Origin of the sequence: Micromonospora sp. WMMC415 (genome assembly GCF_009707425.1) — a bacterium.
Lineage (GTDB): Bacteria > Actinomycetota > Actinomycetes > Mycobacteriales > Micromonosporaceae > Micromonospora.
Genome location: NZ_CP046104.1, coordinates 2,452,966 through 2,477,245, shown reverse-complemented (window position 1 = coordinate 2,477,245; position 24,280 = coordinate 2,452,966). Strand labels below are relative to the sequence as shown.

28 protein-coding genes and 1 tRNA gene are annotated in these 24,280 nt (G+C 72.8%); 14 read left to right on the top strand and 15 right to left on the bottom strand.

The window, feature by feature from the left end; genetic code table 11:
• Positions 1 to 44: 44 nt before the first annotated feature.
• Together GKC29_RS12055 and GKC29_RS12050 are read left to right on the top strand one after the other, a co-directional pair.
• A complete protein-coding gene (locus tag GKC29_RS12055) occupies positions 45 to 920 on the top strand; it encodes a carbohydrate kinase family protein (RefSeq protein WP_155330907.1) in 876 nt (291 codons plus the stop codon).
• Positions 921 to 973: 53 nt separating this feature from the next.
• A complete protein-coding gene (locus GKC29_RS12050; RefSeq protein ID WP_155330906.1) occupies positions 974 to 1,180 on the top strand; it encodes a hypothetical protein in 207 nt (68 codons plus the stop codon).
• A 56-nt stretch (positions 1,181 to 1,236) separates the two neighbouring features.
• Here GKC29_RS12050 and GKC29_RS12045 read toward each other — a convergent pair whose 3' ends face one another.
• From GKC29_RS12045 to GKC29_RS12030, 5 genes are all read right to left on the bottom strand, one after another.
• Positions 1,237 to 2,385: a polysaccharide pyruvyl transferase family protein gene (locus tag GKC29_RS12045; protein ID WP_155330905.1), complete on the bottom strand. Its 1,149-nt coding sequence runs from the start codon at positions 2,383 to 2,385 to the stop codon at positions 1,237 to 1,239.
• A 266-nt stretch (positions 2,386 to 2,651) separates the two neighbouring features.
• Positions 2,652 to 3,449 (bottom strand): alpha/beta fold hydrolase, encoded by a 798-nt coding sequence (locus tag GKC29_RS12040; RefSeq protein ID WP_155330904.1) that lies wholly within the window; start codon positions 3,447 to 3,449, stop codon positions 2,652 to 2,654.
• 22 nt (positions 3,450 to 3,471) lie between these two features.
• Entirely contained in the window at positions 3,472 to 3,606 is a 135-nt protein-coding gene (locus tag GKC29_RS30270) for a hypothetical protein (protein ID WP_255456183.1), read from the bottom strand.
• A 73-nt stretch (positions 3,607 to 3,679) separates the two neighbouring features.
• On the bottom strand, positions 3,680 to 4,333 hold the full coding sequence (locus tag GKC29_RS12035) for an alpha/beta hydrolase (RefSeq protein WP_155330903.1): 654 nt from the start codon (positions 4,331 to 4,333) through the stop codon (positions 3,680 to 3,682).
• A 129-nt stretch (positions 4,334 to 4,462) separates the two neighbouring features.
• Positions 4,463 to 4,960 (bottom strand): DinB family protein, encoded by a 498-nt coding sequence (locus GKC29_RS12030; RefSeq protein WP_155330902.1) that lies wholly within the window; start codon positions 4,958 to 4,960, stop codon positions 4,463 to 4,465.
• A gap of 142 nt (positions 4,961 to 5,102) precedes the next feature.
• Here GKC29_RS12030 and GKC29_RS12025 point away from each other — a divergent pair, with 142 nt between their 5' ends.
• The 6 genes from GKC29_RS12025 (at position 5,103) to GKC29_RS12000 (ending at position 8,738) form a co-directional block, all read left to right on the top strand.
• Positions 5,103 to 5,789 (top strand): helix-turn-helix domain-containing protein, encoded by a 687-nt coding sequence (locus tag GKC29_RS12025; RefSeq protein WP_155330901.1) that lies wholly within the window; start codon positions 5,103 to 5,105, stop codon positions 5,787 to 5,789.
• On the top strand, positions 5,786 to 6,445 hold the full coding sequence (locus tag GKC29_RS29925) for an arsenate reductase ArsC (RefSeq protein WP_155330900.1): 660 nt from the start codon (positions 5,786 to 5,788) through the stop codon (positions 6,443 to 6,445). The genes GKC29_RS12025 and GKC29_RS29925 overlap by 4 nt, the downstream gene beginning before the upstream one ends.
• A gap of 55 nt (positions 6,446 to 6,500) precedes the next feature.
• Positions 6,501 to 7,244, top strand: coding sequence for an MIP/aquaporin family protein (locus GKC29_RS12015; protein WP_155330899.1), 744 nt, complete (start codon positions 6,501 to 6,503; stop codon positions 7,242 to 7,244).
• A 178-nt stretch (positions 7,245 to 7,422) separates the two neighbouring features.
• The gene (locus GKC29_RS12010) at positions 7,423 to 7,830 is read left to right on the top strand and encodes an arsenate reductase ArsC (RefSeq protein WP_155330898.1); all 408 of its coding nucleotides are present in this window, start codon (positions 7,423 to 7,425) and stop codon (positions 7,828 to 7,830) included.
• Between the two features lie 105 nt (positions 7,831 to 7,935).
• Positions 7,936 to 8,292, top strand: coding sequence for a hypothetical protein (locus GKC29_RS12005; protein ID WP_155330897.1), 357 nt, complete (start codon positions 7,936 to 7,938; stop codon positions 8,290 to 8,292).
• Entirely contained in the window at positions 8,289 to 8,738 is a 450-nt protein-coding gene (locus GKC29_RS12000; RefSeq protein ID WP_155330896.1) for a MerR family transcriptional regulator, read from the top strand. The genes GKC29_RS12005 and GKC29_RS12000 overlap by 4 nt, the downstream gene beginning before the upstream one ends.
• A 162-nt stretch (positions 8,739 to 8,900) precedes the next feature.
• Here GKC29_RS12000 and GKC29_RS11995 read toward each other — a convergent pair whose 3' ends face one another.
• The 7 genes from GKC29_RS11995 to GKC29_RS11965 form a co-directional block, all read right to left on the bottom strand.
• A complete protein-coding gene (locus GKC29_RS11995; protein WP_155330895.1) occupies positions 8,901 to 9,308 on the bottom strand; it encodes a DUF805 domain-containing protein in 408 nt (135 codons plus the stop codon).
• Between the two features lie 306 nt (positions 9,309 to 9,614).
• Positions 9,615 to 9,887, bottom strand: a complete 273-nt coding sequence (locus tag GKC29_RS11990) for a hypothetical protein (RefSeq protein ID WP_155330894.1) — start codon at positions 9,885 to 9,887, stop codon at positions 9,615 to 9,617.
• Between the two features lie 443 nt (positions 9,888 to 10,330).
• A tRNA-Val gene (locus tag GKC29_RS11985) sits at positions 10,331 to 10,405 on the bottom strand.
• 87 nt (positions 10,406 to 10,492) lie between these two features.
• Positions 10,493 to 10,960: a peroxiredoxin gene (locus GKC29_RS11980; RefSeq protein ID WP_155330893.1), complete on the bottom strand. Its 468-nt coding sequence runs from the start codon at positions 10,958 to 10,960 to the stop codon at positions 10,493 to 10,495.
• A gap of 82 nt (positions 10,961 to 11,042) precedes the next feature.
• A complete protein-coding gene (locus GKC29_RS11975; RefSeq protein ID WP_155330892.1) occupies positions 11,043 to 11,480 on the bottom strand; it encodes a DUF3052 domain-containing protein in 438 nt (145 codons plus the stop codon).
• A 111-nt stretch (positions 11,481 to 11,591) separates the two neighbouring features.
• Complete coding sequence (locus GKC29_RS11970) at positions 11,592 to 13,964, bottom strand: transketolase C-terminal domain-containing protein (RefSeq protein WP_370463357.1); 2,373 nt, start codon at positions 13,962 to 13,964, stop codon at positions 11,592 to 11,594.
• A gap of 579 nt (positions 13,965 to 14,543) precedes the next feature.
• A complete protein-coding gene (locus tag GKC29_RS11965) occupies positions 14,544 to 15,026 on the bottom strand; it encodes a MarR family winged helix-turn-helix transcriptional regulator (RefSeq protein WP_155330890.1) in 483 nt (160 codons plus the stop codon).
• An 81-nt stretch (positions 15,027 to 15,107) separates the two neighbouring features.
• On the opposite strand from GKC29_RS11965, the gene GKC29_RS11960 reads away from it, so the two are divergent.
• Genes GKC29_RS11960 through GKC29_RS11950 form a run of 3 tightly spaced genes read left to right on the top strand, consistent with a single transcriptional unit; the run spans position 15,108 to position 17,275 of the window.
• The gene (locus tag GKC29_RS11960) at positions 15,108 to 15,587 is read left to right on the top strand and encodes a GbsR/MarR family transcriptional regulator (RefSeq protein WP_155330889.1); all 480 of its coding nucleotides are present in this window, start codon (positions 15,108 to 15,110) and stop codon (positions 15,585 to 15,587) included.
• Positions 15,580 to 16,491 carry an ABC transporter ATP-binding protein gene (locus GKC29_RS11955; protein ID WP_155330888.1) on the top strand — a complete coding sequence of 304 codons (912 nt, stop codon included), beginning with the start codon at positions 15,580 to 15,582 and terminating at the stop codon, positions 16,489 to 16,491. Before GKC29_RS11960 ends, GKC29_RS11955 begins: the two co-directional genes overlap by 8 nt.
• Entirely contained in the window at positions 16,478 to 17,275 is a 798-nt protein-coding gene (locus tag GKC29_RS11950) for an ABC transporter permease subunit (protein WP_230689004.1), read from the top strand. The genes GKC29_RS11955 and GKC29_RS11950 overlap by 14 nt, the downstream gene beginning before the upstream one ends.
• Positions 17,276 to 17,325: 50 nt before the next feature.
• Here the strand turns inward: GKC29_RS11950 and GKC29_RS11945 are convergent, their stop codons facing one another.
• Both GKC29_RS11945 and GKC29_RS11940 read right to left on the bottom strand, forming a co-directional pair.
• On the bottom strand, positions 17,326 to 17,730 hold the full coding sequence (locus GKC29_RS11945; protein WP_155330887.1) for a YjbQ family protein: 405 nt from the start codon (positions 17,728 to 17,730) through the stop codon (positions 17,326 to 17,328).
• A gap of 52 nt (positions 17,731 to 17,782) precedes the next feature.
• Positions 17,783 to 18,238 (bottom strand): hypothetical protein, encoded by a 456-nt coding sequence (locus tag GKC29_RS11940; RefSeq protein ID WP_155330886.1) that lies wholly within the window; start codon positions 18,236 to 18,238, stop codon positions 17,783 to 17,785.
• 207 nt (positions 18,239 to 18,445) lie between these two features.
• Here GKC29_RS11940 and aceE point away from each other — a divergent pair, with 207 nt between their 5' ends.
• The 3 genes from aceE to GKC29_RS11925 all read left to right on the top strand — a co-directional run bounded on the left by aceE (position 18,446) and on the right by GKC29_RS11925 (position 23,720).
• Positions 18,446 to 21,184, top strand: coding sequence for a pyruvate dehydrogenase (acetyl-transferring), homodimeric type (gene aceE / locus GKC29_RS11935; protein ID WP_155330885.1), 2,739 nt, complete (start codon positions 18,446 to 18,448; stop codon positions 21,182 to 21,184).
• Positions 21,185 to 21,462: 278 nt separating this feature from the next.
• The gene (locus GKC29_RS11930) at positions 21,463 to 22,752 is read left to right on the top strand and encodes a choice-of-anchor B family protein (RefSeq protein ID WP_155330884.1); all 1,290 of its coding nucleotides are present in this window, start codon (positions 21,463 to 21,465) and stop codon (positions 22,750 to 22,752) included.
• Positions 22,749 to 23,720, top strand: a complete 972-nt coding sequence (locus GKC29_RS11925) for a hypothetical protein (RefSeq protein ID WP_230689003.1) — start codon at positions 22,749 to 22,751, stop codon at positions 23,718 to 23,720. The genes GKC29_RS11930 and GKC29_RS11925 overlap by 4 nt, the downstream gene beginning before the upstream one ends.
• Before the next feature lie 94 nt (positions 23,721 to 23,814).
• Here GKC29_RS11925 and GKC29_RS11920 read toward each other — a convergent pair whose 3' ends face one another.
• Complete coding sequence (locus GKC29_RS11920; protein WP_155330883.1) at positions 23,815 to 24,261, bottom strand: SRPBCC family protein; 447 nt, start codon at positions 24,259 to 24,261, stop codon at positions 23,815 to 23,817.
• Positions 24,262 to 24,280: the final 19 nt, after the last annotated feature.

Below are 24,280 nucleotides of genomic sequence, written 5' to 3'. Positions count from 1 at the left end.
CCCGGGCCCAGGATAGGCGGCCCCGACCGGCTATCGTCGCCGCCGTGGACGACCTGCTCGTGATCGGGGGCCTCGGGGTGGACGTGCGGGTCCGGGTCCCGGCGCTTCCGCTGCCCGCCGCCGACTCCTTCACCGTCGATCCGATCGACCTGCGGATCGGCAACACCGGGGCGGGTGTCGCCCTCGCCGCGCACGCGCTCGGTCTGCGCGTGACGGTGGTGGACGTGCTCGGCGCCGACCCGACCGGCGACGTGGTACGGGCGGCGTTGGGGCGCACCGGCGTACGGGCCGTGCTGGCCGACGCCCCGGCCGGTACGCGACGGTCGGTGAACCTGGTCGACGCGGCCGGGCGGCGCAGCTCGCTCTACGACCCCCGGCCGTGGTCCGGGCCGGCGCCGTTCCCGCCGGCGGAGCTGGCGGCGCTGATCCGGGGCGCGGCGCACGTCCACGTCTCGATCATGGACTGGGCGCGGGACCTGCTGCCCGAGGTGCGGGCCGCGCTCGCCGAGGGGGCCGCGCTCTCCACCGACCTGCACGACTGGGACGGCGCGAACCCGTACCACCTACCGTTCGCGGAGGCCGCCGACCTGGTCTTCGTCAGCGCGGTCCGGCTGGACGACCGCGCCGGTACGGTGGCGGCGGGCCTGGCACCTCGGACGGTCGTGGTCACCCGTGGCGGCGACGGCGCCGACGTGCACCCGGCCGGCGGGGCGCCGACCCGGGTACCCGCCGCGGCGCCGCCCGCGCCGGTCGTCGACACGAACGGCGCCGGTGACGCCTTCGCGGCGGGCCTGATCGCCGCCCGCCTGCGCGGCGCGGCGCTGGCCGACGCGGCGGCGTACGCGGCCCGCGTCGCGGCCGCCGCCTGCACCCACGACGGCATGGAGTACCCGCCCGCCCTGCTCCCCCGTCCCGCCTGAGCGCGGCGGGCGCTTCCGCTGCGCGGGTACGCGGCTCGGGGCAGGATGGGCGCATGGCATCAACCGCGGAGATCCCCCTGGTCGGTGGCGCGGCCGACGGGCAGAGCGTCACCGTCGAGCTGGACCCGAACGGCCGGCCGCCACTCACCCACCACCATCTGGGCGACGGCGGGCTCGCGGAGGCGGAGATCTACGAGCTGGAGACGGTGGAGGGCGCGGGCGACCGGTGGCGCTACTGCTGGCGCGGCCCGGCGGTCTGAGCCGGCGGTGGACCCGCGGCGGCTGATCGGCGGTCCGGTCAGCCGGCACGGCACGTTCAGGCGCCGACGCGGATCATGGACTGGGCCCGGAGGCTCTCCAGCACGGCCCGGGTGACCTGCGAGGTGCCGCGGGCCTCCTCGCACACGTCGGCGACCCGCCGGGCGGTGGCGTCGGCGCGCTGCTCCCGCTCGTCCCACAGCCGGTCGACCTCCGCCAGCAGCGGGCCTTCCACCTCCCGTTCCACGCCCCGCAGCGCCGGCACGCCGAGCCGCTGGGCCAGGTCGAAGACCTTGCCGGCGTACGGCAGCGGCAGGAACGGGGTGCCGACCATCGCGGCGAAGATCAGGAAGTGCAGCCGCATGCCGACCGCCAGGTCGAAGTGGCGCATCAGGCCGAGCACCTGTTGAGGTGAGTACGTGCCGTGCAGGATCCGCCCCCGCTCGGCGGCGATCATGTGCGACAGCACCCCGTGCGAGTGCCGGATGTCGTCCCGCTCCATGGGGACGAACAGGACGTACGCGTCGATCCGCTGCACGAGGAAGTCGCCGATCTGCGCCAGCAGCCGGTGATAACCGTCGATGTCGAGCCGTTCGGCGGCCCGGCCGGGCTCCCGTACGCTCATGCCCACCAGCCGCGTGCCGGCCGGCACGCCCTCCTCACGCAGCAACTGCTCGGGGAAGTCCTCGGGTTCCAGCAGGAAAGCCGGGTCGGCGGTGACCGTGATCGGGTTCAGCAGGCCGGCCTCCTCCAGCACCATCCGGGACTCCTGGTCCCGCACGGTCACCTGGGTGGCACCGGCCAGGGTCTCGCGCACCATCCCCGTGTCCACGGTCTCGCTGAGCGGGCCGACCCCCACCGCGTACGTCAGCAGCGGCAGGCCCCGCTCCTGGGCCACCCGGACGACGCGCAGGTAGCGGCGCGCCTCGCGGTCGTAGAGGATGCCGCCGCCGCCCAGGATGAGCAGGTCGAGCTGCGCGAGCACGACGGACGAGTCGTTGCGGCTGACGCCCTCCCAGGGGACCGCCTCCACGTCCGGGTGGGCCACCCGGGTGTGGGCGGGGTTCCGTGAGAAGACGATGATCCGGGCGTTCGGCTCCTGCTCCCGCAGGTCGGCCAGGAGGCCGGTGAGGATGGCCTCGTCGCCGAGGTTCCGCCCGCCGTACGAGCCGAGCACCCCGATGGTCAAGCCGGCGCCACGCGTCATCCGTCGCTCCTCCCCAGGTGCGTCCCGGGCGTTTTTCCCGGTACGCCGCGGAACAGTCCTGCCCCGTTCGCCCGACGCCCGGCGGGTACCACATCCGGGGTACGCGGGAGCGTCCGAGCCGACGCGGAACCGCTTCTGCCATCGGAGCGGGAGGCGGACCGCCCGGGTGTCCGCCGGCGGCGCCCGGGGGCGGAGCACTGACGCCGTTGTCCTCGCACCCGGTCGACGCCCTGCCGCCCTGGGTGGCCGCTCGCCTCCGCTGACCGTCACCCCGGCGCGACGGCCGGGTGCGTGAGGAACGGCAGGACGGCGGCGGGCAGCGCGGGCGACCCCAGGATGTCGTAGTGGGTGAGGCCGGGCAACACGGCCAGGCGCGCGGCCGGCCGGTCGGTGCCGTCCCGGCCGGCGTCCCGGTGACCGCCGCCGAGCAGCCCGAAGAACTCCACCATGTGCGCCGTGGTGACCGAGTCGGCGTCGGCGAAGACGAGCAGGGTGGGCAGGGTGAGGGCGGCCACCTCGGGCGACCAGTCGTACTCGCGGCGCAGCAGCTCACCCGACTTCGCCCACAGCCGGGGCCAGTCCGCCGGCCGGGGCGCCACCCGCGTGTAGAGCTGGTGCATCGGGCTGCCGCGCATCCGCTCGCCCGTCGTCTCGTCGTGCCGGGCCATGGCGGCCAGCACCTCGGGGTACCAGCCCTGCCGCCGGCAGGGCGCGGAGACCAGCACGAGCCGGCCGACCAGGCCGGGGTGCTGGATCGCGGCCCGCAGGGCCACGCCGCCGCCGAGCGAGTACCCGAGCAGGTCCACCCCGGTCAGGCCGAGGTGCACGATCAGGGCGGCTACGTCGTCGGCCATCGACTCGTACCGCAGCGGGCGGTCCACGTCCGCGGTCCGGCCGTGGCCCTGGAGGTCCACGGCGATCACGCGGCGGCGCTCGGCCAGCGCCGGGAGCAGCGGGGCGAACATCTCGGTCGAGCCGAAGCCGCCGTGCAGCAGCACCAGCGGCCGGCCGGCACCGTGCTCGGCGTACCAGATCCGGAGGCCGTCGACCTCGGCGTAGCTCACCTGGCCCGCCCGACGTGCCCGCTCACGCCGCCGCCCTCGTCAACGCGGCGACCGCGCGGGCCGGAGTCTCGTCGACGACCTGCCCCTCGGCGGGCCGGCGGCACCCGGCGGCCAGCTCGGCGCGGCCCCGGCGCACCGCCTCGACCTCCGTCGTCAACCGGGGAGTCGGTCTTCCGGACCCACGCACCACCATGCGCCGAGTATGCGCGCCGGCGATGGCATCGGAGGGCTCACCGGACCGGCACGGCAGCGGTGACCTCAGCCAGGAACCGGCGTACGGCGGCCGCCAGGTCGGGCCGGCGCAGGTCCAGCTGGCCGTGCTCCCCGTCGGCGACCGTCACGTGCACGCGGTGACCGGCGGCGACGAGCGCGGCGGCGAGGTTCAGCGTCTGCGTCACCGGGACCGATGCGTCGTCGAGACCGTGGGCGAGCAGCACCGGCGTGCCCGCACCCACATGGGTGGTGACCGTGCAGTCCACGGTGGCCGCGTCGCCCGGCGCGGGCAGGTGCCCGAGGAGCTGGTGCCACGGGTTCCCCTCGGCCCGGCCGCGGGGCCAGTCCGGCGCGAGCGGGTCGACCGGTGGCTCCAGGGCCAGGACGGCGTCCACGTCGCCGGGAACGTCCACGCCCCGCAGACCGACCTGCAGAGCCAGGTGGGCGCCGGCGGAATCCCCGGCGACGACGAGCGGCCGGCCCGGCAGCCGCGCGGCGCGCGCCTCGGCACGGACGTCGTCGAGCTGCGCTGGCCAGGTGGCCTCGCCGCTCAACCGGTAGCGGGCCTGCACCACCCGCATCCCCAGCTCCTCGAAGAGCGACACGTCGGTCGTGTCCCGCGAATGCCACCCGCCGCCGTGCACCCACAGCAGCACCGCACCGTCCACCATGCCGCGATCGTACGGCGGGCGACCGACGCTCCGCCGCCCCCGGGCGGCCGGCTCCGGCGCCCCCCGCGTCGGCGGTCCGGAGCCGGGCTCCCCGACCAGCCGATGGGGCGGGTGCCCGGCGGAGGTTGGCTAGCCGGCTCGGAGTTGCTCGCGGAGGATGTCCGCGTGCCCGCAGTGCTGGGCGAGTTCGCGGAGCACGTGGAGGTACACCCAGCGCAGCGGGAGCGGGCCGCGGCGGTTGCCCTGGAGCACGTCGTCCAGCCCGAGGGTCGACGTCGCCCGGCGGGACGCCTCGCAGGCCTCACGATGTGCCTGCCGGATGCTGGCGATGGTGTCGTCGTCATCGAGGATGAACGACTCGTCGGGCGTCGCGGGGATGCCGATCTCGGCGCGCGACCGGCAGGTGATGGCCTCGTCGAACCAGACCTTCTCGACGACGGTCGCGTGCTTCACCAGACCCAGCAGCGTCGTCCTGGAGGGCACCAGCGACCGGCGTGCCTCCTCCTCGGTCAGCCCGTCCAGGCAGCGGTTGAGGGCGTCGCGATGCTCGTCGATGAAGGCTTCGAACTGGACCTTGACCGAGCTGTTGATGGCGTCTTCGCTGAACGTCACCGGAAGTGCGGGCATGTGCCAAGCATTCCAAACAGCGGGCCAGGCCGGAGCACACGGGTCCGGGCGAGCGAGCACGGTGCACAGGTTCGGCGCTGCCCGTGCGGGCCGTGACGCCGCCGCTTGACGATCGGCACATCACTCAGCGATAGTTGACTCAATGAAGGCTGAGCTTGCTTCCCTGCATGGCCGGGCCCGGGTCCACGCTGCCCTGGGCGATCCGGCGCGCCTGGCGATCGTGGACGCGCTCACCCTGGGCGACGCCTCCCCCGGGGAGATCGCCCACGACCTGGACATGCCGACCAACCTCGTTGCGCATCACGTGAAGGTGCTCACGGAGGCCGGTCTCGTCGTGCGGGCCCGGTCGGAGGGCGACCGGCGGCGCACCTACCTGCGCCTCCAGCCGGCCGCCCTGGCCGCCCTCACCCCGCCGCCGCTGGCGGGTGTCGGTCGGGTGGTCTTCGTGTGCACCCACAACTCCGCCCGCTCGCAGCTGGCCGCGGCGCTGTGGAAGCGCCGCACCAGCGGCGACGCCGCCTCGGCCGGCACCAAGCCGGCACCACGGGTCCACCCTCGCGCGATCGCGGTGGCCCACCGCCACTCCCTCGATCTCGACCCGACCGGCACCGCCCACGTCGACGACGTCGTCCGCGACGACGACCTGGTCATCGCCGTCTGCGACAACGCCCACGAAGAACTCACCGGACCGGTCCGCCCCCGCCTGCACTGGTCCGTTCCGGACCCGGTCCGCGTCGACACCGACGAAGCGTTCGAGACGGCCTACGCCGACCTCGCCGACCGCGTCGACCGCCTCGCACCCACCGCCACCCTGAGAGGCACCCGATGACTGACACCAGCGCCCGCTACCAGGAGATCACCCTCGACCAGCAACTTGCCCTGCACACCGCAGCGAGCCGACTCGCCGAGGAGTTCACCGGCATCTACGGCACCGAGACCATCGAGCGGTTCCTGCACAGCAGCTACGACCAGTTCGCCACCGCCGCCAGCATCCCGAACTACCTTCCGCTGCTCGCCGAGCGCTTCGCCCGGCAGCGTCTGCGGGCCCTGGCCCGGGTCGAGGGACACCACCGCGACGGCCGGCCGGTCGTGCTGTTCCTGTGCACGCACAACGCCGGCCGCTCCCAGATGGCGCTGGGCTTCTTCACCCACCTCGCCGGCGACCACGCGATCGCCTGGTCCGGCGGCAGCGAACCCGGCATCGAGATCAACCCCTCCGCCGTCGCCGCGATGGCCGAACGCGGCATCGACATCGCCGAGGAGTTCCCCAAGCCGTGGACCGACGAGGTGGTCCGCGCCGCCGACGTGGTCGTGACCATGGGCTGCGGCGACGCCTGCCCCGTCTTCCCCGGCACCCGCTACGAGAACTGGGATGCCGACGACCCGGCCGGCCTCGACCTCGCCGACGTGCGGCCGATCCGCGACGAGATCGAACGCCGGGTTCGTCGCCTGCTCGACGAACTGCACGTCCCCACCATCCGATAACCCCCCCCGACCGGCACCCGGCCCGGGGCGTTCAACCATGGGAGAGAACAGACCGATGACCATCGCACTCCGGCGGCGCCTGCTGGCCGAGTTCACCGGCACCGCGCTGCTGGTCACCGCCGTGGTCGGCTCCGGCATCATGGCCGCCACCCTCTCTCCCGGCGACGTCGGCCTCCAACTGCTGGAGAACTCGATCGCCACCGCCTTCGCGTTGGCGGCGTTGATCCTTGTCTTCGGCCCTGTTTCCGGGGCGCACTTCAATCCGGTCGTGTCGGCCGCGGACTGGTTCCTCGGCCGCCGCGCCGGCACCGGGCTGACTGGCCAGGACCTCGCCGGCTACGTGGTTGCCCAGATCACCGGCGCGATCGCCGGGTCGGTGCTGGCGAACCTGATGTTCGACCTGTCCGCCGTGGCCTGGTCGAGCAAGGACCGCTCCGCCGGGCACCTCTGGCTGGGTGAGGTCGTCGCCACCACCGGCCTGATCCTGCTCGTCTTCGCTCTCGCCCGCTCCGGCCGCGCCCCGGTCGCCCCCGCCGCCGTCGGCGCCTACATCGGCGCGGCCTACTGGTTCACCTCGTCGACCTCGTTCGCCAATCCGGCGGTCACGATCGGCCGCGCGTTCACCGACACCTTCGCGGGCATCGCCCCGGCCTCGGTGCCCGGCTTCGTTCTCGCGCAGGTCGTCGGCCTGGCCGTCGGCGTCGGGCTGCTGGCCGTGCTCTACCCCGACGCCGGCCGCGCCGCAGACCAGGTGGTCGTCCCCATCGACGAGGACGCCGCCGTGGGCCACCGCCGGTGACGGCCGGACGCGTACGCGGCCGTGCAGCGTCCCCTTGGACCGGCCTGGTGAACAGGCCCTACGGTTCCGGTCGCCACCGACTGCTCGACCGCAACGGCGACCCCCACCGCCGGTCCCTGGATCCCCACGATGAGCCGGTCAACCGGCCCGGTGACCCGTACTGCCAGAAAGGCTCCTGATGAGCGACAAGCCCAGCGTCCTGTTCGTCTGCGTCCACAACGCCGGACGCTCCCAGATGGCCGCCGGCTGGCTGCGCCACCTCGCCGGCGACACCGTCGAGGTCCGCTCCGCCGGCTCCGCCCCCGCCGACCAGATCAACCCCGCCGCCGTCGAGGCCATGCACGAGGTCGGCATCGACATCACCGACCAGACCCCCAAGCTTCTCGAGTACGAGACGGCGGAGTCGTCGGACGTCATCGTCACCATGGGCTGCGGCGACGCCTGCCCCGTCTTCCCCGGCAAGCGTTACGAGGACTGGAAGCTCGAAGACCCCGCCGGCAAGGGCGTCGAGGCCGTCCGGCCCATCCGCGACGAGATCCGTACCAGGGTGGAGAAACTCCTCGCCGAGCTGCGGCCCACCGCCTGAGACACCCCGTCACCGCTGCCCGCCCGCCGGCGCTCCACCGGGTGGCGGAGAAGGTACACCTCGGGCTTGCATCCGGTACCCAGGTACAGGCTTACCGTCGGAGGTATGAGTGACCACCACATCACGACGGACGACGCCTGGGTACCGGACGCCTGCACGCTGCCGACGGTTGAGCGGCCGCTGCGGCTCGCCGAGTTCGATCAGTTCTTCGCCGCCGCCGTGCGGGGCGTCGACCGGCCGTCGGCTCAGCATCTGCGGTTGCGGCTCGACGGCGCGGCGCAGGTCGAGGAGACGGCACGGGATCTGACGGCCCGGGAGGCGTCCTGCTGCTCGTTCTTTGCTTTCGACCTCTCCCGGTCCGGCCCGGACGCGCTGGCATTGGACGTCCGGGTGCCGGCGGCACACGTCGACGTGCTCGATGCCCTCGCCGAGCGGGCGGTGTCCGTCCGGGATCGGGGATGACCGGGTCGGGACTGCGCAGCGGCCAACTGGCCGACGCGGCCGGGGTCAACCAGCAGACGCTGCGCTACTACGAGCGTCGCGGCCTGCTCGCCGCACCGCAGCGGTCGCCGGGTGGGCACCGGCTCTATCCGGCCGAGTCGGTCACCCTGCTGCGGGTCATCAAGACCGCGCAACGTCTCGGCTTCACCCTCAACGAGGTTGCCGACCTGCTCGACGCCGGCCGGCACCAGCACGGCGGCCGACCGGACAGCGGCCTACCGGCACGTGCCAGGGAGAAGCTCATCGAGGTGGAGCAGAAGCTCGCCGACCTCACCGTCATCCGTGACACCCTGCGCGCCGCCATCTCCGCCGGTTGTGACGACCTGGTCGCCTGCGCCGGCAGCCCCTGCTGTCCCCTGCCCTTCGCTGAACTGGTCGAGAGGACCGATCGTGCGGACACCCGCTGACCGACTACGGTCGGACCGCTACGACGCATACGGCAGGATCGCTTCTCGCGCTGGCCGACAACCGATGAGTGGTGCCGGCGGCGACCGTCGCGCGCTGTCAACCGCCGGCATGGATCTCTTGGGCTGGCTCAGCTCCAGCAAGCAGCCACTCGATGGGCCCTGTCAGGCCATGCTGGGGGAAGCGGCCTGCGGAGCGTCCTTCGGGTCGGCACCGTACCGGTTACTTCCCCGAGTTCCGTCCATCACGAAGAAGACGAGCAGGACGATGCCGCCCACGAGAGGCACGAGTCCGATCAACAGCCACCAGCCCGAGCGGTCGGTGTCGTGCAGTCGCCGCACGGCAACGGCCAGGCCCGGCAGCAGCAGGGCCAGGCCGACAATGAGCCCGATGACGCCGGTAGCGCTCGCGCCCGATCCGATGTTGGTTCCCAGCGCGCCATCCAGAATTCCGGCGACGATGCCGACGATCAGGGTGAAGAGGAAGAACCACCAGTACTCGGACCGGCGGGCTCGACCGCGGAAACCGGCGTACTGGGAGAGGACCGATTTGATGGCATCAATGGGGGACATACATTTCTCCAGCGCAGTGAGAGATTGAGACCTGCAAGGTCAACTGCGACGCAGCAAAACAGACGGCCGGCGGGCCGTCAATGGCCGTTCGGCTGCCCCTGTACGGTCGGGGTCTGGAACTTGGACGCTGAGCCCCTCGGAAGTGGCATAGATCCTCTCGGATCGGGTGAATCGACGCGTGAACCCGGGCGATACCTGGTGTTGTCTTCAAGCGGCCGGACCTGGGACGAGTGCCATGCCAAGCGTCAAACCTGGATACCAGTGGCATCATCCGGTGAGCCACTCGCTTCGACATCCCGTTGGTGCTCAGCGGACTGTACGCCACTGGCTGCGCAGGATCATCCCTTTCGGACCCGCGGACATTCGAGGATGGAATGTCCCGCGCCACATCAAGAATCCCAGCAAGCCGTAAGGCACCGCGAGGGCGAGCGCAACGCGCAAGTCGCCGTCGGTCGCAAGAGCTTGATGGGCGAAGAAGGCCACCACCCCTACGGCCATGACGCCGAGCAGCAGGCCGGCAAAGATCCTCAACGCGACACCCAGTCGCCACACCCGCACCTCGTCCAAGTCGATCGGCACTCCCGACCCCTATCTGTCCGATGCGGTCGTGGAAAGTGCCATACACCCTGCCCGCGAGCATCCGTAGCAACCATCATCATCCATCAACGCCGTACCGAGCCCTTGACGCAGGTTCGGAGGCTGCCGGGTCGGGCGGTGGTTTGCTCGGCTTGCCCGGGTCGACGGTGGGCGGGCTGGCCCGGTGCACTCATCCACGGACCCGGCGGCTGCCGACGATCGTCGGCCGTCCGGGAGCCGGAGCACCTCCGCTGTAGGGCGCAGTGACCTCAACCCCGCGACTGCCGGCTCGCCGACGCGGCCGACGCGCTCCCCTACACCGCGCGGCCTGTTGGCCGCGCGGCCCGGCCGGCTGCCGGCTCGGGCTGCGCTGGTCGGACCTCGACCCCCGTTGCTGTCATCGGCCGACGCTCGGATCCTGTGGTCGGCGTTGATGCTGTGAGGTGTGGTGGGCGCGGCAGGTTTCGAACCTGCGACCCCTCGCTTGTAAGGCGAGTGCTCTCCCACTGAGCTACGCGCCCCGGCGCCCGTGCGGCGGGCCGGAGGTTGGCAAGCTTACCCTGCCGACCGTGGGCCACGTCGCACGGCCGCGCACCGGTCGTCGCGGGTCAGGCGGAGGCCGTCTCGGCGAGCGCCTTGCGCCAGCCCTGCTGGTCCCGGGCCTCCCCCGGCATGTTCATCTCGGCGAAGCGGACCACGCCCGCCTTGTCGATGACGAAGGTGCCCCGGTTGGCGATGCCGGCGACGTCGTTGAAGACGCCGTACGCCTGGGCGACCGCGCCGTGCGGCCAGAAGTCCGACAGGAGCGGGAACTGGTAGCCCTCCCGGTCGGCCCACACCTTGTGCGCGAACACCGAGTCGACGCTGACGGTCAGCACCTGGACGTCGTCGTTGAGGTACTCGTTCAGGTTGTCCCGCACCTCGCACAGCTCACCCTGGCAGACGCCGGTGAAGGCGAGCGGGTAGAAGACCAGCAGCACGATGCGCTTGCCGCGGAAGTCGGAGAGCCGGACCTCCTGGTTGTTCTGGTCCTTGAGCACGAAGTCCGGCGCCTCGGCGCCAACCTCGATGGGCATGAGAGAGCTCCTTGCGTCGAGTCGAAGGTGACGACAGCCTGCCACACACGGTGGTGGCCCCACCGTGGGTGAAATTGCGCAGTTACTTCTTGGCCTTCGACCCGCGCCGGAGCACCAGCCGGGCACCGCTCCAGTCCCGGCCGGCGTTGATCGTGGAGGTCTGCTGGAGGCCGGCGGTGGGCGCGGACTCGGCGATCTCGCTCGGCTCGACGTGCCCCTCGCGCCCGGCCTTGGGCGTGAGCAGCCACACGACGCCGTTGTCCGCCAGCGGGCCGAGGGCGTCGACGAGCAGCTCGAAGAGGTCACCGTCGCCGTCCCGGTACCACACCAGCACCGCGTCGACCACCTCGTCGGTGTCCTCGTCGACGAGGTCCCCACAGCGGTCGGTCAGGGCGTCCCGGAGATCCTGGTCGACGTCGTCGTCGTACCCCATCTCCATGACGACCATCCCCGGCTCGATCCCGAACCGGTCCGCCAGGCTGCGTACCCCGTCGGCGGCCTGACCAGCGGTCGCGCTCACTGTCGCGTGCCTCCTCATCTCATCCCTGCTCGCGGCGTCGTACGACGTCGTCGGGCCAAGTCCACACAGTTGCGGCTCGCCGCGCAAGTGGCGCACCGGGTGGAACGGAATTTACCGTGCCAGGAGCGTGCGGGCACCCTGGGTAATGGCATCCTCGGAGACCAGAACCTGACGGGCAGCCGGACCTAATGGTACAAACGAGTCAACTGCGGCTACTCGCCGCGCCGCTCCGACATATCCGGCATCGACCAGGGCCGCGATCACCCCTTCACCGACCCCACCCGAGCGCCGCGTCTCGTCCACGACCAGCACCCGGCCCGTCGCCGTGGCCTCCCGGATGAGATCGGCGACCGGCAACGGCGCCAGCCAGCGCAGGTCCACCACCCGGGTCCCCACCCCCTCGTCGGCGAGCGCCGCCGCGGCGCGCAGCGACAGCCGGACGCCGTTACCGAAGGTGAGGATCGTGATGTCCTCGGCCGAGCCCACGCCGTAGACCCGGGCCCGGCCGACCGGCACGTGCGCGCTCGGCCAGGCGCCCGGCTCCGCGTACTCGGCGAGCCACTCCCCGTCACCCTCGCTGTGCAGGTCCCGGGTGTGGTAGAGGGCGATCGGCTCCAGGAACACGCACACGCTGCCGTCGACCGCCGCGCTCGCCAGGCAGGTCCGCAGCATGGGCGCGGCGTCGTCCGGCCGCGCCGGCACCGCGACCACCAGGCCGGGGACGTCCCGGAGTACGGCCACCGAGTTGTCGTTGTGGAAGTGCCCGCCGAACCCCTCCTGGTACGCCAGCCCGGCGACCCGGACCACCATCGGGTTCCGGAACGCCCCCCGCGAGAAGAACTGCATGGTGGCCGCCTCGCCGCGCAACTGGTCCTCGGCGTTGTGCAGGTACGCGAGGTACTGGATCTCGGGCACCGGCAGCATCCCGGCCAGCCCGGCGCCCAGGCCGAGCCCGAGGATCGACGTCTCGTCGAGCAGCGTGTCGAACACGCGGGCGGCGCCGAAGCGCTCCCGCAGGCCCTTCGTCACCCCGTACACCCCGCCCTTGGCGCCGACGTCCTCGCCGAAGACGGCCATCTGCGGGTGGTCCAGCAGCCCGTCGGCCAGCGCGGCGTTGATGCTCTGCGCGAGCGTCAGCGGGCCGGCGAGCTCGGGGAGCTTCCCGCCGAAGGCCTCGGTCCGCGCGGCCACCCCCGGACCGGCCGCCCGCGCGGCCGCGTCGGCCACCGCCCGGGCGACCCGGACCGGTCGCCGGGGTGCGAGCGGCGCCACCACCTCGGCCGGGTCGGCCAGTTTCGGCTCGTCCAGCACCTCCTCGGCGATCCGGCGCGTCCGCCAGCCGATCTCGTCGTACCGGGCCAGCAGATCGGGGCCGGTGGCGACACCCGCCCGGACCAGCAGCCGCGCGGTGGCGAGCAGCGGGTCCCGGTCGAGGTCGGCCGCGATCTCCGCGGCGGTGCGGTACGCGGTCTCGACGTCCGCGCCGGCGTGCCCCATCAGGCGGACGGTGGACAGGTGCAGCACGGCCGGACGCCGGTGCCGGCGGACCCACGCCGCCGCCTCGGCCGCCATCGCGTACGCCCCGAGCAGGTCGCTCCCGTCGGCGGCGAAGTAGCGGATCCCCGGCTTGGCCCGCAGCGTGGCCTCCACCCAGCCGCGCGGCGAACGGACGCTGATTCCCAGCCCGTTGTCCTCGCAGACGAAGAGGACCGGGATGCGCAGGCCGGTGTGGTCGTACCAGCCGGCGGTGTTGAGGGCGGCGGTGGCGCTGGCGTGGTTGACCGAGGCGTCGCCAAACGAGCAGACCACGATCGCGTCGGGCGGCCACGCCGCGTGGGACGCTCCCCCGCCGCTGCCGGCCCGGATCCCGGTCCGCCGGCCCGCACCGTCGAGCCGGCGCAGCCGCTCCACCGCGAGACCCATGCCGACCGCCCGGGGCAGGTGCGAGGCGATCGTGGAGGTGGTCGGCACGACGGCGAGCTCGGACCGGCCGAACACCTTGTGCCGGCCGCCGGCGATCGGCTCCCGCGCCGAGGCGACCATGCCGCGCAGCACGTCGCGGGCCGCGTCCGCGTACCCGGGCGCCAGGGGCCGGTCCGCCACGGGTCCGGCGGGCAAGATGGTGCGCTCGGTGGCATCCGCCCCCCGGGGGGTCGCGGCGAACCGCGCCGGACCGCCGTCACCCGGCCCGGCGTCGTCCGGCAGGACGGCAGTGTCGGCGGCACCCGGACCGTCGGCGGACCGGGCGTCCGGGACGAGGTCGGTCGCGGCGCGGTCGGACCCGGCGAGGCCGGGCCTGGCAGGGCTGGCCCCGGCGAGGTCGGGGCCGGCAACGCTGGGTTCGGCCGGGTCGGGGCCGGCAGGGCTGGGCTCCGGGGCGGCCAGGGCGACGCCGGCGGCGGTGGCGGCATTCGAGCCGGCTGCGGACGGTGACGGGACCAGGCCGACCTCCGCGCGCTCCGGCTGGCTGTCGACGGTACGGATGCCGGTGGTGTCGGCGTCCGGCCCGGGTGCGGCGGCGGCCTCCACGCGGTCGGCCGCAGCGGCGTCGTCCGCGCGGCGCGGCAGCGGGACGACAGCGGCGCCGCCGGCAGCTCCGGGCGGTGCCGGACCCTCGTCCGTGGCCGGGCGGTCGGCGGTTCCACAGGGTACGCCGTCGGCGCCGGCGGCCTGGGCGGCGCGGACGCAGTAGAAGGCGCCGGAGCGGTAGTGCAACAGGGCCGGGTCGGTGGGCCGCAGGGCGGCGGCGACCGCGGCGTTGCCCTCGTGGCCGGCGGAACCGATCGTGTAGAACCCTTCGCCGAAGCTGCGCAGCCAGCGACCGGCAAGGTCGAGCTGGCGGCTGACGACCTGGGCGTCGAAGAGGTCCAGCGCCTGCGCCCCGGTCAGCGGCGCGTCGTCGGTGACGGGCCGGGCCGGATCCCGCCTCCGCTCGTCGTCGGCGGTCAGTGCTCCCAGCGCCTCGCGGAGCCGTTCGTCAAGATCGTGCGGGGTGGTCACGAACGACAGCATTACCGACCATGGCGCGGTCCGCCCACCTGGACACGATCGGCGCGTCCGCGCCTACTCGGTCCCGCAGGCCTCCGGGCAGCCGCCGTCGGAGACCTTGAACACGAGGTCCCGCAGGGTGGCGAGCTCGGCGTCGGTGAGACCGGCGAGGAGGCGGGAGTCGGACATCACGTGGTGCACCCGCGCCCGCATGCCCCGGCCGGCCTCGGTCACCACGAGCGTCTTCTGCCGCCGGTCGGCGGGGTCGACCCGGCGTTCCACGAGGCCCGCCTGCTCCAGCTTGTCCACCAGCGCGGTGACGTTGGACCGGTCGCAACGCAGCCGGTCGGCCAGGTCGCGGGCGGGCAGCGGATGGTCGGGGTCCAGCTGGTGCAGGGCCCGGGCCACCGCCGGGGTGAGCCCCAGCTCGGCGATGTCGACGTCCTGGTAGTGCCGGATGGCCGAGGCGATGTGCATGATCCTGCGCACCGCGTCTCCGGCCAACCCGGAGCGACCGGTCAGCTCGGGACCGGTCGGCGAAACGGTGCTCGGGGCCATGACTCACATCCTACGTTCGGGACGCCCTCAGCTGAGGTACTCTTCGTTCAGAACTTCTTGAACGTTTGGAACGAGGTTGGGATGACGGAGCTGTCCGACCAGCGCCGGTACGCCGAGGAGGCGGCCGTCGTCCTGAGCGGCATGGGACTCTCGCCGGCGTACGGCAAGTTGCTCGGCTGGCTGCTGATCTGCGATCCACCCCAGCAGACCAGCGGACAGCTGGGCGAGGCCCTCGGGCTCTCCAAGGGGTCCGTCAGCACCGGCATGCGGATGCTGGAGAGCAGCGGCTTCGTCCGGCGGGTGGCGGCCCCCGGCCAGCGCGGCCACGCGTACGAGATCGTCCCGGACGCGATCATCCGAACGGTCGCCGAGCCGACCAAGTTCCGGATGTTCCGCGAGCTGATGGACCGCGGCCTGGCCCTGATCGGGGATCCGGACGCGCCGGAAGCCGCCCGGCTGCGCATCACCCGCGACTTCTACGCCTACATCGAGCACGAGATGCCACGGCTCGTCGAACGCTTCAAAGCCGAACACCTCCGGAAGGGAGACCACGATGGCTGACCCGGCCATCAGCACCGAGAACCTCGTCAAGACCTATGGCCGCACCCGCGGCCTCGCCGGGCTGGACCTGCGGGTCGAACCCGGCGAGGTGTACGGGTTCCTCGGCCCGAACGGGGCGGGCAAGACCACCACCATCCGGCTGCTGCTCGACCTGATCCGGCCGACCGGCGGGCGGATCCAGGTGCTCGGGCTCGACCCGCGCCGAGACGGCGTGGCGCTGCGCCGACGCCTCGGCTACCTCGCCGGAGATTTCGTCACCGACGGCCGGCAGACCGCGCGCGAGCTGCTCACGTACCTGGGCAACCTGCGCGGCGGGGTGTCCAGGACCCGGGTCGAGGAGCTGGCCGCCCGCCTCGACCTGGACCTGGGTCGGCGGATCAAGGGGTTGAGCAAGGGCAACCGGCAGAAGGTCGGCATCGTCCAGGCGTTCATGCACGACCCGGAACTGCTCGTCCTGGACGAGCCGACCAGCGGGCTGGATCCCTTCCTCCAGCAGGAGTTCCTGGCCATGGTGCGCGAGGCGCGGGCCGCCGGGCGGACGGTGTTCATGTCCTCGCACGTCATGAGCGAGGTGCAGCAGACCGCCGACCGGGTCGGCATCATCCGCGACGGGCGCCTGGTCACCGTCGCCCGCGTCGACGAGCTGCGGGAGCAGGCGGTGCGCCGGATCGAGATCCACTTCGAGGACCCGGTGACCGAGGCGGAGTTCACCGCCCTGCCCGGGGTCAGCGAGGTGGCCGTCGTCGGCACCACCCTGCGCTGCCGGCTCGACGGCCGGGCCGACGCGCTGGTGAAGGCGGCGGCCGGGCACACCGTCGTCGGGCTGCTCTCCGAGGAGCCCGACCTGGAGGAGTTGTTCTTCGGCTACTACTCGCGCGAGGAGGTCACCGGTGCTGCTGCGTGACCCGTTCACCAAGTTCCTGTACGACGCCCGCCGGTCCCTGCTGGGCTGGTCGATCGCCATCGTCGCCGTCGGCGCGTTGTACGCGTCGTTCTGGCCGACCATGCAGACGCCGGAGATGGCGAAGGCGCTCGAGGCGTACCCGGAGGGGGTGCTGGAGGCGTTCAACTACAGCGACCTGACCACCGCCGCCGGCTACCTCGGCAGCGCGGTGTACGGCCTGCTGGTCCCGCTGCTGACGGTGGTGTTCGCGATCGCGGCGGGGACCCGGGCGGTGGCGGGTGACGAGGAGGCCGGCACCCTCGACCTGGTGCTCGCGCACCCGGTGAGCCGCGCCCGGCTCGCCCTGCTGCGGTTCGCCGGGGTCTCCGCCGGCGTCGTCGTGGTGACCGTGCTGCTCGGCCTGGCCATGGTCGGGCTACGCGGCCCGGCCCAGCTGACGAGCATCAGCCTCGGCGGGTTCGCCGCGATGACGCTGCACCTGGCGCTGTTCGGGTTGGCGTTCGCCGCGCTCGCCTTCGCCGTCGGCGCGGCCACCGGCCGGCGTGCGGTCGCACTCGGCGCGGGTGCCGGCGTGGCCGTCGTCGGCTACCTGGCGAACTCCGTCTTCCCGCAGGTCGACGGGCTCGCCTGGGCGCAGGAGGTGTCACCGTTCCACTGGTACCTGGGTGGCTCGCCCCTGGTCGACGGCGTGCAGCCGGTCGGCGCGCTGCTGCTGCTCGCGGGCACCGCCGTGCTCGTGGCGGCCGGCACCGCCGCCTTCACCCGGCGCGACCTGGCCGCCTGACCCGGCCCACCGCCGCGCGCCGACTCGGGGACGGCGCGCGGCGCAACGGGTCAGCCCGGCAGGAACGACAGGCGGACCTTCCGGGTCGGGTTGTCGCCGTTGGGGTCGACCAGACACACCGACTGCCAGGTGCCCAGCGCCAGCCGCCCGCCGACCACCGGCAGCGTCGCGTACGGCGGGACGAACGCCGGCAGCACGTGATCCCGCCCGTGGCCGGGCGAGCCGTGCCGGTGCCGCCAGCGATCGTCGGCGGGTAGCAGGTCGTCGAGCGCGGTGAGCAGGTCGTCGTCGGAGCCGGAACCGGTCTCGATGATCGCCAGCCCGGCGGTGGCGTGCGGGACGAAGACGTGCAGCAGGCCGTCGCCCTGCCCGGCGACGAACCGTTCGGCCTCGGCGGTGATGTCCCGGACCGTCGGCCGCGACCCCGTCTGGACCGTGATCACCTCGGTACGCATACGCCGCATTCTGCCCGAGCCGCCGGGTGCCCGCCCGGACGACCGGCCGGCGTCACCAGCTGCCGCCGCCCCCGCCGGAGTCCCCGCCGCCACCGGAGGACCAGCCGCCACCCCCGGAGTCGCCGCCACCGAAGAACCAGCCGCCTCCGGAGTCCCCTCCCGACGACCCGCGGCCGGAGTCCCCGTCCGACGACCCGCCGCCGGACGACCAGTCGCCCGGGTCGTCGCCGTCGCCGTGGTCCCGGTGCCGGTAGTCGGCGCCGACGTCCCCCGCCGGTCCCGGGACCACGCCGAACGCGCCGCCACGGCGGGCGCCCGCCGTCCGGGGTGCGGGGGCCCGCGCCCCGGCTCGCACCACGACCGCGCCGAAGCCGGCGAGTCCGGCGCCGAGGACGACGACCGGCAGCGCGGCGAGGTCCCCCGCGAGGAGACCGGTCCCCGCGGCGAGCGCCAACGCCAGCCCGCCCAACCCCAGCAGTACGCCCAGAGCCACCAGTCGTCCGTTCATGACCCGCACGGTAGGGACCGCCCGCAAGGCGGACACCGGACGGGCGGGCGGCCGGCGTACGGCGGAGTGAACCCGCGACCAGCGGAAAGTTACCGACGGGTACCTGTGTCGAGCGTCGCGTCTCCCGGCGGTGGACGTGACGGCGGGTGGCACGAGGGGGCAGGATGGCGCTAGAGACCTATCCCACACACAACCGAGGGAACGCCTGTGGCTACGGAACGCAAGCGCCCGGTGATCACCGCCGGTCTGCCGAGCCAGCTTCCGGACATCGACCCTGAAGAGACCAGCGAATGGGTCGAGTCGCTCGACGGTGTCATCGACGAGCGCGGGACCAAGCGCGCCCGCTACGTCATGCTGCGCCTGCTGGAGCGGGCCCGCGAGCGCCAGGTCGGGGTGCCGTCCCTGACCACCACGGACTACATCAACACCATCCCGCCGGAGCGCGAGCCGTGGTTCCCGGGTGACGAGCACGTCGAGCGGCGGATCCGGGCGTACGTCCGGTGGAACGCCGCGATGCTGGTGCACCGGGCGCAGCGCCCGGAGATCGGCGTCGGCGGGCACATCTCCACCTTCGCCAGCTCGGCCTCGCTCTACGAGGTCGGCTTCAACCACTTCTTCCGGGGCAAGGACCACCCGGGCGGCGGCGACCACCTCTTCTACCAGGGCCACGCCTCCCCCGGCATGTACGCGCGGGCGTTCCTGGAGGGCCGGCTCAGCGAGCACCAGCTCGACGGGTTCCGGCAGGAGCTGTCGCACCCCGGGGGCGGCCTGCCGTCGTACCCGCACCCGCGGCTGATGCCGGACTTCTGGGAATTCCCGACGGTCTCCATGGGTCTCGGCGGCGTCAACGCCATCTACCAGGCCCGGTTCAACCGCTACCTGCACCACCGGGGCATCAAGGACACCTCGGACCAGCACGTGTGGGCGTACCTCGGCGACGGCGAGATGGACGAGCCGGAGACGCTCGGCGCCATCGGGGTGGCCGCCCGTGAGGAACTGGACAACCTGACCTTCGTCATCAACTGCAACCTCCAGCGCCTCGACGGACCGGTCCGGGGCAACGGCAAGGTCATGCAGGAGCTGGAGGCGTTCTTCCGGGGCGCCGGCTGGAACGTCGTCAAGGTGGTCTGGGGCCGCGAGTGGGACCCGCTGCTCGCCGCCGACACCGACGGCGCGCTGGTCAACCTCATGAACACGACGCCCGACGGTGACTACCAGACCTACAAGGCGGAGTCCGGGGCGTACGTGCGGGAGCACTTCTTCGGCCGTGACCCGCGGACCCGCAAGATGGTCGAGCACCTCACCGACGACGAGATCTGGAACCTCAAGCGGGGCGGCCACGACTACCGGAAGCTCTACGCGGCGTACAAGGCGGCGATGGAGCACACCGGCCAGCCGACGGTGATCCTGGCCAAGACGATCAAGGGCTGGACGCTCGGCTCGCACTTCGAGGCCCGCAACGCCACCCACCAGATGAAGAAGCTGACGCTGGAGGACCTCAAGACCTTCCGCGACCGGCTCTACCTGGACATCCCGGACAAGGTGCTGGAGGAGAACCCCTACCTGCCGCCGTACTACCACCCGGGCGAGAAGTCGGACGAGATCGCGTACCTGCACGAGCGGCGTCGCCAGCTCGGCGGCTACCTGCCGTCGCGGCGGACCGAGCACAAGCGGCTGACGATCCCCGGTCCGGAGCGCTTCTCGGACGTCAAGCGCGGCTCCGGCAAGCAGAAGGTCGCCACCACCATGGCCTTCGTCCGCCTGCTCAAGGACGTGATGAAGGACAAGGAGTTCGGCAAGCGCTGGGTGCCGATCATCCCGGACGAGGCGCGCACCTTCGGCATGGACTCGCTGTTCCCGACGCAGAAGATCTACTCGCCGCACGGCCAGCGGTACACGTCGGTCGACCGGGAGCTGTTCCTGTCGTACAAGGAGTCGACCGTCGGGCAGATCCTGCACGAGGGCATCAACGAGGTCGGCTCGGTCGCGTCGTTCACCGCGGCGGGCACCTCGTACGCCACGCACAACGAGCCGATGATCCCGATGTACATCTTCTACTCGATGTTCGGGTTCCAGCGCACCGCCGACGGGCTCTGGGCGGCGGCCGACCAGATGGCGCGGGGCTTCCTGCTCGGCGCCACCGCCGGCCGGACGACGCTGAACGGCGAGGGGCTCCAGCACGAGGACGGCCACTCGCACCTGATCGCCGCCACCAACCCGGCGGTGGTCGCGTACGACCCGGCGTTCGCGTTCGAGATCGCGCACATCGTGGAGAACGGCCTGCACCGCATGTACGGCGAGGCGCAGGAGAACGTCTTCTACTACCTGACGGTCTACAACGAGCCGATCGTGCAGCCGGCGGAGCCGGCGGGCGTGGACGTCGAGGGCCTACTCAAGGGCATGTACCGCTACGCGGCGGCGCCCCAGGTGGACGGTCCGAAGGCGCAGCTGCTCGCCTCGGGCACCGGCATGCAGTGGGCACTCAAGGCCCAGCAGTTGCTCGCCCAGGACTGGGGGGTGGCCGCCGACGTGTGGTCGGTGACCTCCTGGACCGAGCTGCGGCGCGACGCGGTCGAGGCCGAGGAGCACAACCTGCTCAACCCGACCGGGGACCAGCGGGTGCCGTACGTGGCGCGGAAGCTCGCCGACGCCGAGGGCCCGAAGGTGGCCGTCAGCGACTGGATGCGGGCGGTACCGGACCTGATCTCCCGCTGGGTGCCCGGCGACTGGACGTCGCTCGGCACCGACGGGTTCGGCATGTCCGACACCCGCCACGCGCTGCGCCGGCACTTCCACGTCGACGCCGAGTCGGTCGTGGTCGCCACGCTGCGGCAGCTCGCCCTCCGCGGCGCGGTGCCGGCGAACGTGCCCGCCGAGGCGGCCAAGAAGTACGCGATCGAGGACATCAGCGCGGCCCCGGTCGGCGAGACCGGCGGCGACAGCTGACCTGACGTACGCGAAAGGGCCCGGCGCGAACCCCGCGCCGGGCCCTTCGTCGCGTCCGGACCGCTCCCCGCGGGCGGTATGACGTAGCCGGTATCCGCCGCGCGTCTTGTCCCCACCCCTCATTTACATTCACAATTCTCAATACATTCGACGCCCTTCCGGGCTCCGTCGCACCCCCGGAGCCCACGCCGATCCGGTGGATGCCCCGTCGCGCCGGTCCACCACCCCGGGACGGTTCGGGTGCCGACGCCATCGAGGCGCGGCGGTAGGGAGTCGCCATGCGAATCGTCCGGATCGCGACCGTGCTGGCGGTCGGCGCCCTGACGGTGTCGATGCTCGGACCCGGGTCGCCCTCGGTGGCCCACTCACCCGACACGCCCGCCGGGCGGGCGTCCGCCCAGGAGTTCATGGCGCAGCGGGAACCCACCCACAAGCTCGCCGCGGTCGCCGCCGCCACCTGCACCAACGGCCAGGCCGCCGGGTACCCGTGCCGCAACGTGGACCTGCTGTCGTTCCTGCCGTTGGCGAACATGGGCGGCAGCCAGGGCAACGACATCTGGGGTTGGACCGACAGCGCCACCGGCCGGGAGTACGCGCTGGTCGGCCGGCGCAACGGCACGTCCTTCGTCGACGTCTCCGACCCGACCGCGCCGGTCTACCTCGGCAACCTGCCCGCCCACCAGAACCGCACCGCGATCTGGCGGGACATCAAGGTCTATCGCGATCACGCGTACGTGGTGGCCGACGTGTCCGGGCACGGCATGCAGGTGTTCGACCTGACCCGGCTGCGCGGCGTGACCTCAGCCCGGACGTGGTCGGCGGACGTGCACTACAACCGGTTCGGCAACTCGCACAACATCGCCGTCAACGAGCAGACCGGGTACGCGTACGCGGTCGGGTCCAACACGTGCAGCGGCGGCCTGCACATGATCGACATCCGGACGCCGAAATCCCCGGCCTACGCCGGCTGCGTCAGCAACGACGGGTACACCCACGACACCCAGTGCGTCGTCTACCGTGGCCCGGACGCCGCGTACCAGGGCCGGGAGATCTGCGTCAGCTCGAACGAGGACACGGTGACCGTGGTCGACGTGACCAGCAAGTCCGCGCCCCGGCAGCTGGCCCGGATCGGGTACACCGGCCGGGGGTACACCCACCAGGGCTGGTTCACCGAGGACCAGCGGTACTTCCTGCTCGACGACGAACTCGACGAGTCCCGGCGGGGCGTGAACACCCAGACGTACATCTGGGACCTCGCCGACCTGGACGCGCCCCGGCACATCGGCACCTACAGCGCCCCGTCGGGGGTCCGCGCCACCGACCACAACCAGTACGTCAAGGGCCGCTACAGCTACCAGGCGAACTACCGGGCCGGGCTGCGGATCCTGGACCTGCGTGAGGTGGCGGCCGGGCGGGCCACCGAAGCCGGGTACTTCGACGTCTACCCGTCGAGCGACAGCAGCTCGATGAACGGGGCGTGGAGCACCTATCCGTACTTCCCGAGCGGGATCGTCGTGGTCAGCGGGATCGAGCAGGGGCTGTTCGTCCTGCGGCCCCGGTTGTCGTGACCACCACCGGAGACCGGGCGGCGGCACCGGTGAGCACGGTCTCCGGTGCCGCCGCGCCCGTGGTCACCGTCGGTGACGCCGCCGCCGACGTGGCCGGGCCGGACCCGGCCGGTCCCGAGCGGTCGGCCCGCGGCACCGGGCGGGCCGGCCGGTACGCCGCCGCCGGCCTCGTGCTCGGCCTGGTCCTCATGATCGGTTTCGCCGTCGGCCGGGCGGGCCGACCCGACCCGGTTCCGGTCCGGGCGGCGGCACCCCCCGCACACGCCGGCCACGGCCCCGGTGGTCTGGAGGTGTCCCGGGACGGCTGGACCCTCGCCCTGGCCGAGGCGTCGCTGACCGCCGGCCGCCCCGGCGAACTGGCCTTCCGGATCATCGGCCCGGACGGCACCGCCGTGACCGCCTTCGAGGTCGTCCACGAACGACGGATGCACCTGATCGTGATCGGCCGGGACCTCGACGGCTACCAGCACGTCCACCCCGAGATGGCACCGGACGGCACCTGGCGGGCCCGGGTCGTCCCGGCCGCGGCGGGTCCGCTGCGGGTCATCGCCGACTTCCGTCCGCAGGGCGCCCCGGGGCCGGTGGCTCTGGGCGTCGACGTGCCGGTCCCGGGACGGTACGCGTCGCGCCCGCTCGCCCCGCCGGAGGAGACCCTCCTGGTCGACGGCTACACGGTGACCCTCGACGGCGGCCTGCGGGCGGGCGAGTCGAACCAGGTCCTGGTGTGGCTCGGTCGCGACGGCAAGCCGGTGGGCGACCTGCAACGGCACCTGGGCGCGTACGGGCACCTGGTGGCGCTGCGCCAGGGCGACCTGGCGTACCTGCACGTCCACCCGGCGGCGGCGAGCCGGCCCAGCTCGGTCGTGGCCTTCGGCGTCACCGTGCCCTCCGCCGGCACCTACCGGCTGTTCTTCGAGTTCCGGCACCTCGACCGGGTGCACGTCGCCGCGTTCACCGTGATCGTGTAGGCGGGGCGGGGACGCTGAAGCGGTGGCGGCCCGGGTGTGCCTGGACGGGACACCGGGGCCGCCACCGTCGCGGGTGACGCCAGGACGGGCCCGGTCAGCCGACGGCGGCCAGGTCGGTCAGCCGGGCGAGCGAGTCCTCCAGGTCGGCGCCGACCCGACGCAGGCCGAGCCGGAGCAGGGCGGCCTTGACCGGACCAGCCGGCCAGCGTACGACGATGAGCCGTACGATCGTCCCGCCCTCCTCCTCGTCGGCGGTGAGCTGGACGTAGATCTCGGTGCGCGCCTCCGCCCGGGCACCGGCGCCCTTGGCCCGTTCCCGCCAGCCGATCAGGGTCGGCTCCTGGTAGGCGATCACCTCGGCCTCATGCGCCGCGCCGCGCCCCGCCTGGACCAGCTGCCGCCGGCCGAAGCCCTCTCCCGAGAGCACCTCGGCCGCGCGGACCCCCGCCAGCCACGCCGGCAACTGTTCGGCCCGCTGCACGACGTCCCAGACCGCTTCGATCGGCGCCACCACGTGCGCACTGCGTTCCACGAGGATCATTTCCGTCTTCCTCCAGTGA

Coding starts and splice junctions, on each gene's coding strand:
- GKC29_RS12050 (WP_155330906.1), top strand. CDS start 974: ATGGCATCAACCGCGGAGATCCCCCTGGTCGGTGGCGCGGCCGACGGG.
- GKC29_RS12045 (WP_155330905.1), bottom strand. CDS start 2,385: ATGACGCGTGGCGCCGGCTTGACCATCGGGGTGCTCGGCTCGTACGGC.
- GKC29_RS12035 (WP_155330903.1), bottom strand. CDS start 4,333: ATGGTGGACGGTGCGGTGCTGCTGTGGGTGCACGGCGGCGGGTGGCAT.
- GKC29_RS12030 (WP_155330902.1), bottom strand. CDS start 4,960: ATGCCCGCACTTCCGGTGACGTTCAGCGAAGACGCCATCAACAGCTCG.
- GKC29_RS12025 (WP_155330901.1), top strand. CDS start 5,103: ATGAAGGCTGAGCTTGCTTCCCTGCATGGCCGGGCCCGGGTCCACGCT.
- GKC29_RS29925 (WP_155330900.1), top strand. CDS start 5,786: ATGACTGACACCAGCGCCCGCTACCAGGAGATCACCCTCGACCAGCAA.
- GKC29_RS12015 (WP_155330899.1), top strand. CDS start 6,501: ATGACCATCGCACTCCGGCGGCGCCTGCTGGCCGAGTTCACCGGCACC.
- GKC29_RS12010 (WP_155330898.1), top strand. CDS start 7,423: ATGAGCGACAAGCCCAGCGTCCTGTTCGTCTGCGTCCACAACGCCGGA.
- GKC29_RS12005 (WP_155330897.1), top strand. CDS start 7,936: ATGAGTGACCACCACATCACGACGGACGACGCCTGGGTACCGGACGCC.
- GKC29_RS12000 (WP_155330896.1), top strand. CDS start 8,289: ATGACCGGGTCGGGACTGCGCAGCGGCCAACTGGCCGACGCGGCCGGG.
- GKC29_RS11995 (WP_155330895.1), bottom strand. CDS start 9,308: ATGTCCCCCATTGATGCCATCAAATCGGTCCTCTCCCAGTACGCCGGT.
- GKC29_RS11980 (WP_155330893.1), bottom strand. CDS start 10,960: ATGCCCATCGAGGTTGGCGCCGAGGCGCCGGACTTCGTGCTCAAGGAC.
- GKC29_RS11965 (WP_155330890.1), bottom strand. CDS start 15,026: ATGGCCCCGAGCACCGTTTCGCCGACCGGTCCCGAGCTGACCGGTCGC.
- GKC29_RS11960 (WP_155330889.1), top strand. CDS start 15,108: ATGACGGAGCTGTCCGACCAGCGCCGGTACGCCGAGGAGGCGGCCGTC.
- GKC29_RS11955 (WP_155330888.1), top strand. CDS start 15,580: ATGGCTGACCCGGCCATCAGCACCGAGAACCTCGTCAAGACCTATGGC.
- GKC29_RS11945 (WP_155330887.1), bottom strand. CDS start 17,730: ATGCGTACCGAGGTGATCACGGTCCAGACGGGGTCGCGGCCGACGGTC.
- GKC29_RS11940 (WP_155330886.1), bottom strand. CDS start 18,238: ATGAACGGACGACTGGTGGCTCTGGGCGTACTGCTGGGGTTGGGCGGG.
- GKC29_RS11930 (WP_155330884.1), top strand. CDS start 21,463: ATGCGAATCGTCCGGATCGCGACCGTGCTGGCGGTCGGCGCCCTGACG.
- GKC29_RS11920 (WP_155330883.1), bottom strand. CDS start 24,261: ATGATCCTCGTGGAACGCAGTGCGCACGTGGTGGCGCCGATCGAAGCG.